Raw genomic sequence first — 12,265 nt, forward strand, 5'->3', positions numbered from 1 at the left:
CCCCAGCCCAGCTAAATTTTCGCTAAAATTTGGCGATCGCAATCATAAACCCTATCTTGATCAGCATCAACTGACAAAACGATACGGGACATAAAACTATTGCCGCTTTTCAGGGATATGGTAATAATACGACCATCAATGAGTCGAGTTTGACTGGGGGGCTGTCCGGTCCCTGGATTGACAGGATAAGCGGGAAAACAAGCCCCACTTAAACTTAAACGAATTTGGTGGGATTGAGGAATGCAAATGCAGGTAGGCTGTAAATCAATTCGGATCGGGGTGGTTGGCTGATTAACTCTGATATAACCTTGAGTAAAATTCCAGACACTCCCATCCGATCGCACTTCTGACAAAATAGCACACAAGTCAAAACTAGGACTATCAGCCTCTCCGTAAACCTCAACAAATACATTTCCGGCTAAATGTAAATCCTCATCCAAAGCATCAGAAGTGTAAGTCAGGACATCAGCGCGACAGTCCAAAGCGCGACGGTCAAAAGATCCAGGAGTTAAAGTAGCATGACCCCCAAGGGCTGGGACGGGACGGAAAGGATCATGAACCAACACATCCACGGTATCGGGTAAAATGTGTTCGTCTGGGTCTTGGTCCTCCTCTTCGTCCTCGACGGCTATTATATCCTCTGGTAAAAGCAAACCAGAATCTGATCGAATTGCTGCCAGACCTGTACTGGTGAGAAAATAAGATTGACTAGATCCTTGCGGCCATTGGTCAAACTCTCGCCAGCAATTATCCCCCATAGAAAACAGAGTTACAGGTTTTTCTTCCAAAAGTCCGGTATCAATACCTTTAAGAAAATGGTCAAACCAGCGGATCTGTAATTCATCAATGGGACTAACAGCCTCTGGACCATAATCAATACCACCTACCTGTCGGCCCCAGGGCAAATGTCCCCACGGTCCAATAATCAAATACTGGGGAGATGAACTACGATTAGCCATATCCTGATAGAAATGAACTGTCCCCCGCAGATAGGTGTCAAACCATCCGCCAATGTGCAGCATGGGTAAATCGAGATTATCTCTGGAGGGGGAAAGATGTTGCCAATAGTCCCCCGGCTGATCATGCTGTAGCCAATCATGATAGAAAGAATCAGCAGCCAGGTTTTTAAAGGTTTCAGGAGAGGCAGGAATTTCGCCGTATAAGGGCAGATGCCGGGAAAGATTATATAAACCCCTATAGCTGAGTTCATCCCCCCGCAAGCGCGCGGTTTCGGTGGCTAATTGAATTCCCCAAGCTAGGTTAACCTGCCAGCAAAAAGCCCCCCCTTCGTAAGCCCAATCCTGATACAGGTCACAGGCGACCATGGCGGGACAGAGGGTTTTTAGCGCCTGTGGGTAGCCACTGGCAGCATAAATTTGAGTCATCCCCTGATAGGAAAACCCATACATCCCCACATAGCCATTGCTATGGGGTAAATTAGCAGCCCAGTTGACGGTATCAAGGCCATCTTCTAATTCATGGGCGAATAGTTGAAACACTCCCTCAGAGGTTCCCCTTCCGCGCACATCTTGAATCACTACGATATAACCCTGTTGGGCATACCATTGGGGATGGGCGTAAACTACGGTAGATGCGATCGCCCTTCCATAGGGTTGTCGCATTAATAATACCGGAAATTTCCCCGGCCCAGAAGGGCGATAAATATCAGCATCCAAGCGGACTCCATCTCTGGTGAGCATGGATGCTGTTTCTTGAACTATCATAGATCACAAGAACTCCATGGCAGAACCTGTGGGGTGAGGATGCCCAACACAATATGATTCACCACTTCACCAGGTGAGCAATCCTAAATCCCCACATTATCAAAATTTAATGAGTCCTTGTTGAATTTTCCACTACCTCGAATCAGAACCCGTCGCGATCGCATTCCGTCGAGTTAAAATAGTGGAAAAGGTTGCCAACTGTAGGCATTATAGAGGAGCCCACAGCGGTGGACTAATGTTGATTCCTAGCTAGGTTTTGATCGCCATCTATCTGGTAGGCGATCAACATAGGGCATCCTTGCAGAACCGAGGGCGGTAAACACTGATGCCAACCGCATTTTACTCTCGCCGCATCGTTGGGATTCAGCCACTCCAGAAACACCCAAGCGCCCATAGACAACCTGAGTAATGCTTCACTGGTGATCAAGACAGATGAGCCTGATATTTACTTATTCTTCGTCATCTTCATCAACCATACCCTTGGGTTCAACTTGAATCAGGTGAATATGTTTAGATCCCAGGCGAATCTCAAATTGATCACCAGGTTTCAAACCCATTTCCTGGGTATAGTTAGCACCAATCACCAATGAGCCATTTTTATGAACGCAAGCGCGGTAACTAGCTTCCCGACCTCGTCCATCTTTAGAACGACCCGGATCTAAGGCAATTCCTTTAGCCGCCAGCAGTGCATCATAAAACTCGGTCATGTTCGCACGAGTTTGGTTATCTTTTGTGCGGGTGTAATAGCCACACTGCTTGGCAGTCTCACGACGAGAGTAGTTGGGTCCGAGTGATTTGACTTTATGCAATAAAGTCTTTCCGGTCATCGGTTCTTCTGGAAGTTTTTCTGCTGTAGTTTTTGGCATTGATGTACTCCATTTCTAATTTAGTCAATCCTAACATATTTGTTGGATATTTTATAGATCATATAACTTAAATGTCGCGGCGGGGTAATTTTTTTTATGGCAACTCCTGACATCGACTTGGTCAAACAGTTCAAATCAGAACCAGTGGACTGAAAATCCCCTAAAAATGGACAAAGCAAATTCCCAAATCTTTCCTTTTCCCTGGGGAAGCCATCCATAACAGAATCTAGGTAGATTTGACTGCTAAGATCCCGCCACAAAATAAATATTGTCCCACAAATCAAGGCAGAATATATTACTTTGAAATAATACAGTTACCGTGGATATGATCAGAGTACGGAGAAGGCATCTGTGGTCTCTAGGAACTCCACTTGACAAGATTTGACATAAACTAGACCAAAACCCAGGATCAAAATGCCATATCCGGTGGTTGTGAGCATTCCCGACTCCCACAATTAAGCGATCGCCAATGGGGGTATGATGAACCAAACCTAATAGCGGAAAACAGCCATTTCAGGCGACAGGCTATCAGAGTATCATAGACAGCCTGACAGGAGCAATACCTTTGACTGTTTTCCGGTCGGGAAATGCTATAGCTTAAAAAGCGATCGCACCTGCCAGCAAATCACTCTGATCTAATCTGATTGAGTAATTGATAAAACGGTTCCCAATCATCAGCGGCCGCAATGGGTTCCCAAACCGCCTCAATAGCTGTTCTGAGCAAAACGGTAGTGGGGTTATATTGTTGGAGGGTCTGTTTCATCTGTTCCATTTCGGCCCCAGACAAAGACTGCAAATGGTGACAGTACAGATGTCGCCAGGGGACTAGGTGTTTGAGATCTCCTATATTCTTGAGAATCTCAGTTTCATCATCTCGCCAGAGGGGAGTAAAGCCTTCCCTGAGTTGGGAGAAGAAGTCATGATATCCCACTGTATTGTCTTTGAGCAAATCAATAGTCAACTTAATCAATTCTTCCGGTTCAGAGACCTGTCCTTCTGCAAAGCCCAATTTTTTTAAGATCAATTCCTGGTAAGCCTGACGATAGTAGTCAAAGAAATTGTCTAAAGCCTGTTTGAGGCTATCTGAGTCTGCCACCATAGATAGAGGTCTTTGCAGCAATTCCAGATTACCCCGACAAATCAAAGGCTGATTACCATAGCAGTAAAGCCTACCATAGTCAAAATAGGCAGCGGTGAAAGTCCGATCATAAGTCGGCATAAATGCGTAAGGACCATAATCAAAACTTTCCCCTGTAATCGACATATTATCGGTATTTAAGACACCATGACAAAACCCAGCAGCCATCCACTGAGCGGCTAAAGTGGCTACCCGTTGCACCAATTCCCGATAAAAGGCGACGAAGCGATCGCCAGAGTCTAATAAATGGGGGTAATAAATCTCAACCACATGATCTAAGAGTTTTTTGATCAGATCTGCGCGACCAAAATAGTGCAATCGCTCAAAAGTTCCGAACCGAATATGCGATCGACTCATTCGCACCATTACCGAAGACCGGGTAGGGGAAGGTTCATCCCCCCGCCATAACTTTTCTCCGGTTTCAATTAAACTTAAACATCGAGAAGTCCTCACCCCTTGTCTGTGGAGTGCTTCTGCTGCTAATACTTCCCGGACTCCCCCCTTTAAAGTCAGTCGGCCATCGGCATGGCGAGAGTAAGGAGTTGTACCAGATCCTTTAGTACCAAAATCATACAATTCCCCATCTATGCCGCGCATCTGTCCATACAGAAACCCACGACCATCTCCTAAACCAGGATTATATTCTCCAAACTGATAGCCGTGGTAACGCATCGCCAAAAACTGCGTCACACTTTCAAATTTACCAAAGGCCTCTATAAAATCCTGATCCTGAGTTGGTTGTGGGTCAATTCCCAATTTGAGCAGCAATTCATCATTACGGAAACGCAAAATATGCAGCGGGAAGGAGGCGGCCGCTACGACATCATAATAATCATCCCCCAAGCTCTCAAAAGCGGGTTCATATTCGAGAAACAGAAAAGGATTGGACATGAAGGCTAAAATTCCAATTCTCGATTATTTTATAGGTAAAAATTGGAATTGACAACCCCCTTAATCCGATCGCATAATCGCGATCGCCAATTTTCCAGCCTGATGGCTATTTGGGGATTAATCAGTGATTCTAGGGGGTAAGACCGGGTAAGGAATGCCTAACTCCCCAAAAGTCTTTTTAGCGCGGCGAATTAGGTCAGTTTTAAAAATAAACTCATCCCTAACATCCATGGGATAGCATCTCAGCTTGACCAAAGTTCCCCAAGGCTTCTCATTTACCACAACCAGAATGGGGAGGTTAAGTTGTGTATATTTGCTGGTCTGAGCCACTCTATATAGTATAAGGATAATGCGATCGATATCGGCATCATGGGCAAAATAAAAATCAACGGCGGTCTGTGCTTCTACTTCACCCTTATTAGCATTGATGATCGGCTCTGTCCACATTTTATTATGGGGAATGGTGACAATATCATCATCAGGGGTTTGCAGTTGGATCGCACGCAGTCCATAGCTGATGATTTCCCCATACTGACCATCAATAGTGACGCGATCGCCGACTTGATAAGGTCTTTCAAATAAAGCAATCATCCCAGAGATCACAGAACTGGCATAATCTTTAAAGGCAAAACCTACCGCCACAGCAGCAGTCCCAGTTATCGCCAACAGATTAGTGGAGGATAAGTCCAGAAACAAATTAATCAAGATCACCCCCGCTAACCCAAAAATAAAGGCTCGCCAGAAGGGTACAGACTGTTTAAACGCCAAACGAAACCGCAGCGGGACCTGTTCGGAAAGCCAGTAAAGAGACTTTTCGGTAAGTATAATACCGCCATAGGTCAGCAGAACAATCACGACCCCCCAGATAATTTTCCCAAAGGTGATATCGGCCAAAATTTGATTAGGGTTAGTGGCGGCTTCGCCGTTAGTTTCGGCCAATAACTGATATAGCCAAATGTCGATTAACATTTATACTCCCCACCCACCAGAAATTTATTGTTATCGAGATCTCGCTTGAGACGAGGGTAGTAAATACCATTGATCGCAAACCGTGGCGCAGCGCCACTGTTTCCCGGACGGCGGATAATTAAGCCATCACGGATGAGTTTCTGAACCTGAGTTTGAGTTGCACTCTCTCCCTCCCCTAAAGTCAGACACAAGTTAGGCAAAGAGATGGAACCATGTAATATTAAGGAAAACAGCAAAAAGCGATCGCTTTTAGTCAAACTGGGCAATTCTGGTATGCTAGGGCGATCGACCAACCAAGGTTGATCAGGATTTTCTCGCGTCTGGTTTTCCCCTTCTTCCTCCTCTTCCTCTTCTGGCGGCGGGGAAATACCCAAAGAATTTAGCCAAGCCTCAGCAGCGATCGCACGATTACCCTCAGACACATCTTCTAGCTGCTCAAAATATCGTTTTTCCTCACTACAACACCAGTTTTCCTGGGGTTCTTCTTCCTCACCCTCGGATTTTTCACGCCATTGTATATCTACCGTTTCCCATACGGGAGTTAACCATTCCTTGAGTTCGATCGCACTCAGAGGCGGAATTGATGTTTTCACACCGACCAAATTTCCCAGTTGACAAACTCGATCTAAATATAGCCAAGCCCAATGGTTACAACCAATCAGCCAAAACCTTGAGCGATCGCTAAAAATCGCATCTCCTAGCCTTTCAATTCCCTGCAAACCATCCACACAACGCAAAAAACACCAACTCAAATCAGGAATTACCACCAGCGATCGCTCACCCTGACTTGGCTGCAAAATACTCTCTTCTAGTTGTGATATAATAGTATAATTCTTAGCTCGCTCTGACCAAGGCAGCCATTGGCGAGTCAAACCCTCAATCGGTTCTGAGGAACTCAAAGTATCCCAAAACACGGTCGATATAGCTTCTACTGGACTCGCCAAAACCACCATAGCATTATCACATTCTGCCCCCTCCGACCAGGAATTAATCGCTTTTGACAATTGTGCGCGCAATAACTCCTGGTGAGGTAATGGTGTCTTCAACTCAGCCACAGCTTGTTTGAGGCGTAATAAATTGGTAGGTGGAATTGGGTCAAGTTCTATTCCCTTCAATTTGTCCCCCAACTCGTCAGCCTGCGCTTTAATTTTTTGATGTGCGCTGGGAAACCAAGCCCCAAACTGTTTAAAAATTTGAGCGATCGCCATTAGGAGTAGTTTAGTAAATCGGGAACAGACTAATAGACAAGGAAAAGACAATTGACAATCATCAATCATCAATTGTCCCTCCCGAATTTTCCATCAACTCCTAACGCATTTGCATAACGATCACCGATCGCGCTTCAGTTAGGATAGGTTGATTACCAGAGTAATAGGGTCCTTCTGGCAGCAATAAAGATTCTTTGGTATCAATAATAACTTGCCAATGTCGAGCCTGTAAACCTTCTGGTAACAAAAATTCGATTTCCTCATAGTGAGCATTAAATAATAGTATAAAGCTATCATCCATCACCCGTTCACCCTGGGGACCACGGGCGGGAATTTCCTCACCATTAAGAAAAACAGCGATCGCCTTAGCATATCCAGCATTCCATTGTTCCTCAGTCATTTCGCCGCCGTCTGGATTAAACCAGCCCAGATCATTAACCCCAGATCCGTGAATAGCTTGTCCTTGAAACCACTTACGGCGGCGGAAAATAGGATGTTGGCGACGGAAATAAATCAACTGGCGGGTAAAATCCAAAAGAGTCGCATTAGACTTAGGTAGATCCCAATCTAGCCAAGAAATCTCATTATCTTGACAGTAGGCATTATTATTCCCTTTTTGAGTGCGTCCCAACTCATCACCACTCACCATCATGGGCACTCCTTGGGATAACATTAATGTCACCAAGAAATTACGGCGTTGGCGGTTTCGCAACTCCAAAATATCAGGATCATCTGTTTCGCCTTCTTCCCCACAATTCCAAGATCGGTTATGGCTTTCCCCGTCGTTGTTATCCTCCCCATTCTCTTCGTTGCGTTTTTCGTTGTAACTCACCAAGTCATTGAGAGTAAATCCATCATGGGCGGTAACAAAATTAATACTAGCGTGGGGTTGTCGTCCATTATCCTCGTACAGGTCAGAACTCCCAGTTAACCGATAAGCAAATTCCGCCAAAGAACTATCCTCACCGCGCCAGAAGTCCCTGACTGTATCCCTATATTTGCCATTCCATTCAGACCATAACAGGGGGAATTTACCCACCTGATAGCCACCTTCTCCCACGTCCCAAGGTTCGGCGATCAACTTCACATTAGAAAGCACCGGATCTTGGTGGATAATATCAAAAAAGGCGGCGAGACTATTGACCTCATAGAGTTCTCGCGCCAAAGCGGAGGCCAAGTCAAAGCGGAAGCCATCAACGTGCATTTCCAAAACCCAATAGCGGAGGCTATCCATAATCAGTTTCAGAACTTGGGGGTGGCTAACATTGAGGGAATTACCGCAGCCAGTAAAGTCCATATAATAGCGGCGATCGTCTTCCACTAACCGATAATAACTAGCATTATCAATCCCCCGCAGGGATAGAGTAGGACCGCAATGGTTGCCTTCTCCGGTGTGGTTATAGACAACATCTAAGATGACCTCGATACCCCCAGCATGGAGGGCTTTTACCATTTCCTTAAATTCCCGGACTTGGTTGCCAGGGGTGGGGTCAGCACTATAGTTATACTGTGGCGCAAAATAGCCAATTGAGTCATAACCCCAATAATTTCTTAACCCCTTATCTACCAAGTGTCCCGGTTGAGATAGGAAATGATGAACAGGCATCAATTCGACTGCTGTAATTCCTAGGGATTGTAAATAGGCGATCGCCGCCGGATGTCCCAAACCCGCATAAGTTCCCCGTAACTCTTCCGGGATATCCGGGTGTAGTTTGGTAAATCCCCGCACGTGCATTTCATAAATAATTGTCTCATGTTGGGGAATATCCAGGGGCTGATCATCTTCCCAGTCGAAGGACTCATCTACAACCACTGCTTTCGGCACTAAATGAGCATCATCCAATTCCGAATAGCCTAAATCTAATTCGGGATCTTCCCATCGATAGCCAAAAATCTCCTCACCATAACCAATTTCACCATCCAAGGCTTTGGCATAGGGATCAATCAGCAGTTTATGAGGATTAAAACGATGCCCTTCATTCGGTGCAAAAGGACCATGCACCCGGAAACCATATCGTTGACCGGGGGCTATTCCCGGTACATAACCATGCCAGACAAAGTTTTCTACTTCGGTTAGGGGAATGCGAGTCTCTTGGTCTTTACTATCAAATAAGCACAGTTCAACTGCTGTGGCATTTTCACTGAATAATGCAAAGTTAGTCCCTTTACCGTCCCAGGTAGCACCATTAGTCTTAGCATTACCCGGCCAAATAGGTATATACATCGTGAAAAATTCCTGTTGTGAATGATTAATTAGCTTCATCACCCACTTGGGGCGGAAATTTTAACCAGATCCATTCTCCCTCAACTTGAGCGATCGCACCACCAGGAAAAGGATCACTTTGCGATCGGTTTGGGGCAGAAATTAAGCGGGTCAGCTTTTCAATTTGTTCAAAGTTAGTCCCTTTTCTCAGTACCTCCTCTAAAAGCCTTCTCATCACCCGACGTTGCAGGGCTAAGGGGGCTGATTTTAATTGGTGGCGATTTACTCTATAGCCATTATTACACGGTGCAGATGCTATAGCCACCCTATATAATTCATCCGCTTGTTGTTCCAAATATTCTACATCAGCCCGCAATAATTCCGCCGTTTGGGCTAGGGCTTGTTCAACCTTGGGGTTAAACTTATTTTCCAACTCTGGTATCAGTTGATGTCGAATACGGTTTCTAGCATAACTTACATCTGTATTAGTGCTATCTTCCCAAATTGGCAAATCTCGCTGTTGACAAAATTCTCCCGTTTCCTTACGAGTTATCTCTAGTAAAGGACGCACTAATATTGGCTTTGTTTCTGTCTCCCTCCCGAATATAGGACGACTCCACACCAAAGAACTTAATCCATCGGCACCACTACCACGAATTAGATTATATAATAACGTCTCCGCCCGATCGCTTTTCGTATGACCTGTTACTACATAACCATAATTATCAGTTTGGGCAATTTCCCCCAACACTTGATAACGCCACTCCCGCGCCGCCGCTTCTGTTTTTGGGATCTGTGGGGCTGTTAATCGGTAACAGGGGACTTGCCAAATTTTCCCCAACTGTTCTATATAATCAGCATTAGCTACCGAGTCGCGCCGCCACTGATGATCACAATGAGCGATCGCAATTCGCCAATTCCATTTCCCTTGCAAGTCTAATAATAGTCTGATTAAACACATCGAATCTTGACCCCCAGACACAGCCACCAACAGGCCCTCTCCAGACGGTAAAAGATTTCTGCTTCTCAGAGATATATGTACCTTAGCATGAACATCAGTCCAGGGTGTTTGACTAGCCATCAACCGAACCACGAACCCGCACCAATTGGTTTACTCCCCTGTCAACTATACCCCGAATGTTGTAGGATTTCTAGGAATTGCTAAACGCTCATATATACCCAATGGATATTTTACCAGGAAAATCTGGCAGCGTCAGGGTTGATGATAGGTCAGACCAGCACACCAGCTTCACCGTTTCCGTAGTCGTACCTGTTTATAACGAATTGGAAAGTTTACCGACTATCATCAGTTCTATTCACCAGAGTTTCACCGATGCGGCGATCGCCTATGAATTAATTTGCATCGATGATGGTTCTACAGACGGTTCCGCCGAATTACTCAAACAACAGGTTTTAACCAATCCTCACCTACGGGTAATTATCCTCCGTCGCAACTACGGTCAAACTCCCGCTATGTCTGCCGGTTTTAACCACGCCAAAGGTCAAGTCATTGTCACCCTAGACGGAGACCTACAAAATGATCCCGCTGATATCCCCCATTTATTAACAGAATTATCTAAGGGTTACGACGTAGTAAGTGGCTGGCGCAAACATCGTCAAGATGACTTCTTAACTCGCCTACTTCCCTCCAAAATTGCCAACTGGTTAATCGGTAAAATTACCGGAGTCCAACTTCATGATTATGGCTGTTCTCTCAAAGCCTATCGTTCCGAAGTCGTCCATGATCTGAAACTCTATGGAGAATTACACCGCTTTTTACCCGTTTTGGCTTTTATCGAAGGCGCGCGAGTCACTGAATTACCTGTGCGACATCATCCTCGCCGCTATGGTCGCAGTAAGTACGGTTTAGGTCGCACCTTTCGCGTATTAATGGATTTATTTACCATTGCTTTCATCAAAACCTTTCTCACCCGACCTATGCACGTTTTTGGGCTGCTGGGTTTTGTGCTTTTACTATTTGGTATCACCGCCGGAGGGTATCTCAGTTTCCTTCGCTTAGTATTGGGCGCTAGTATCGGACACAGACCTCTATTAATGTTGGCTGTTTTGCTCACATTAACTGGTATTCAATTATTGTGTTTTGGACTATTGGCTGAGTTACTTATGCGGACCTATCATGAGTCTCAGGATCGCCCTATTTATCGAGTACGAGAGTTAATTGAGTCCCCTGATAGTCCTACTTTGGGTCGGCCTGACCTATAACACCATCATAGCCCCTATCCTTGCCAAAACCTCTATACACAAAAAGTTGATTTTGTCAATACCAGGCTGCGGGGCTAGGGTTAATTTACCCCAAAACCCGTGCATCGGCTAACTCCAATTTACCCCAAAAACTTACCCAAAATCACGAGATAATCATGGTTCTAGCCGATATTTTGCGAATTTTGCATAATAACCCCTGGATTATTATTCCCCTAAAACTACCAGAACCCCCATTCTCTCGTCAAGTATTGAGAATAATTTGTCATAAATTTTGCAACAATTATTAACAATTTTTTGAATATCAAAATTATTCGGGGAACAATATTTGTATCACTTATCTAAATCGGGGAATTTTCGAGAATTTTTCAGCAGCCAGTTGACAGATTTAACCACAACCTGATAAGCTGATGCTATGATGGTTCCTTTTCTTAATGCCAAAATTGATGATTTGGCTATAGCCGGAGGGCGGGTTGATTAATACTCTCACCCCCAGACCTAGTTAATACTGAAACCCTGGGTTAAGGGCGGGTTGATTAATACTCTCACCCCCAGATGCAGTTAACGGTGGAACCCGCCCCTACATGACCTCCCTATTAACTATTAATAAAGACGGGGAAAATTTTACACATCATGTATTGTGGGTGAGTGTGGGGAGAGCGATCGCAGTTAACTTCTGTGGTAGGTTGATCGCTAATATCTTGTGGGGGATGAATGCAAATAGCAACTTGTCCGACACCTCCCATGAGGTCAGCCACACGGTCGATAATAGTATCAATTTGATGGAGAAGTCGATCGCCAATTAACACAGAGGGAGCAATAATAAAAAAGGTTTTGACTCCCGTTGGACTCGGAGCCATACCTAAGCGACATTCGGTTAAAATATCCTGAATTGACTGGTGTAGAGAGTTAGGGAAGCGTTGAATCAGAGTTTGATAAAAGGACTGACTGAGAGAGCGATCGTCAAATATGGGTTGAGATAACATATTAGATTCTTCGATATCAACTTCAATAAATGAACTTTGACTAGCTTAACATTTACTTAC

9 protein-coding genes are annotated in these 12,265 nt (G+C 44.9%); 1 reads left to right on the forward strand and 8 read right to left on the reverse strand.

Going from position 1 to position 12,265, the window contains the following annotated elements; translation table 11 throughout:
* Positions 1–11: 11 nt before the first annotated feature.
* From HFV01_RS27280 to tilS, 7 genes are all read right to left on the reverse strand, one after another.
* Entirely contained in the window at positions 12–1,724 is a 1,713-nt protein-coding gene (locus tag HFV01_RS27280) for a CocE/NonD family hydrolase (RefSeq protein ID WP_006618565.1), read from the reverse strand.
* Positions 1,725–2,173: 449 nt separating this feature from the next.
* On the reverse strand, positions 2,174–2,590 hold the full coding sequence (locus HFV01_RS27285; protein ID WP_006618564.1) for an AbrB family transcriptional regulator: 417 nt from the start codon (positions 2,588–2,590) through the stop codon (positions 2,174–2,176).
* 625 nt (positions 2,591–3,215) lie between these two features.
* Positions 3,216–4,619, reverse strand: coding sequence for a protein adenylyltransferase SelO (locus HFV01_RS27290; protein WP_006618563.1), 1,404 nt, complete (start codon positions 4,617–4,619; stop codon positions 3,216–3,218).
* Between the two features lie 117 nt (positions 4,620–4,736).
* Positions 4,737–5,588: a mechanosensitive ion channel family protein gene (locus tag HFV01_RS27295; protein WP_006622391.1), complete on the reverse strand. Its 852-nt coding sequence runs from the start codon at positions 5,586–5,588 to the stop codon at positions 4,737–4,739.
* Entirely contained in the window at positions 5,582–6,865 is a 1,284-nt protein-coding gene (locus HFV01_RS27300) for a MarR family transcriptional regulator (RefSeq protein ID WP_193521322.1), read from the reverse strand. Before HFV01_RS27300 ends, HFV01_RS27295 begins: the two co-directional genes overlap by 7 nt.
* A 31-nt stretch (positions 6,866–6,896) precedes the next feature.
* Complete coding sequence (glgX, locus tag HFV01_RS27305) at positions 6,897–9,020, reverse strand: glycogen debranching protein GlgX (RefSeq protein ID WP_193520596.1); 2,124 nt, start codon at positions 9,018–9,020, stop codon at positions 6,897–6,899.
* A 25-nt stretch (positions 9,021–9,045) separates the two neighbouring features.
* Complete coding sequence (gene tilS / locus HFV01_RS27310; protein WP_035758913.1) at positions 9,046–10,080, reverse strand: tRNA lysidine(34) synthetase TilS; 1,035 nt, start codon at positions 10,078–10,080, stop codon at positions 9,046–9,048.
* 101 nt (positions 10,081–10,181) lie between these two features.
* Between tilS and HFV01_RS27315 the strand changes: the two genes are divergently transcribed.
* Positions 10,182–11,222 carry a glycosyltransferase family 2 protein gene (locus HFV01_RS27315; RefSeq protein ID WP_006622395.1) on the forward strand — a complete coding sequence of 347 codons (1,041 nt, stop codon included), beginning with the start codon at positions 10,182–10,184 and terminating at the stop codon, positions 11,220–11,222.
* 593 nt (positions 11,223–11,815) lie between these two features.
* Here the strand turns inward: HFV01_RS27315 and HFV01_RS27320 are convergent.
* The gene (locus tag HFV01_RS27320) at positions 11,816–12,205 is read right to left on the reverse strand and encodes a hypothetical protein (RefSeq protein ID WP_006622398.1); all 390 of its coding nucleotides are present in this window, start codon (positions 12,203–12,205) and stop codon (positions 11,816–11,818) included.
* Positions 12,206–12,265 lie beyond the last annotated feature (60 nt).

Origin of the sequence: Limnospira fusiformis SAG 85.79 (genome assembly GCF_012516315.1) — a bacterium.
GTDB classification, from domain to species: domain Bacteria; phylum Cyanobacteriota; class Cyanobacteriia; order Cyanobacteriales; family Microcoleaceae; genus Limnospira; species Limnospira fusiformis.

Coding starts and splice junctions, on each gene's coding strand:
- HFV01_RS27290 (WP_006618563.1), bottom strand. CDS start 4,619: ATGTCCAATCCTTTTCTGTTTCTCGAATATGAACCCGCTTTTGAGAGC.
- HFV01_RS27300 (WP_193521322.1), bottom strand. CDS start 6,865: ATGATTGATGATTGTCAATTGTCTTTTCCTTGTCTATTAGTCTGTTCC.
- HFV01_RS27295 (WP_006622391.1), bottom strand. CDS start 5,588: ATGTTAATCGACATTTGGCTATATCAGTTATTGGCCGAAACTAACGGC.
- HFV01_RS27285 (WP_006618564.1), bottom strand. CDS start 2,590: ATGCCAAAAACTACAGCAGAAAAACTTCCAGAAGAACCGATGACCGGA.
- HFV01_RS27280 (WP_006618565.1), bottom strand. CDS start 1,724: ATGATAGTTCAAGAAACAGCATCCATGCTCACCAGAGATGGAGTCCGC.
- HFV01_RS27315 (WP_006622395.1), top strand. CDS start 10,182: ATGGATATTTTACCAGGAAAATCTGGCAGCGTCAGGGTTGATGATAGG.
- glgX (WP_193520596.1), bottom strand. CDS start 9,020: ATGTATATACCTATTTGGCCGGGTAATGCTAAGACTAATGGTGCTACC.
- HFV01_RS27320 (WP_006622398.1), bottom strand. CDS start 12,205: ATGTTATCTCAACCCATATTTGACGATCGCTCTCTCAGTCAGTCCTTT.
- tilS (WP_035758913.1), bottom strand. CDS start 10,080: ATGGCTAGTCAAACACCCTGGACTGATGTTCATGCTAAGGTACATATA.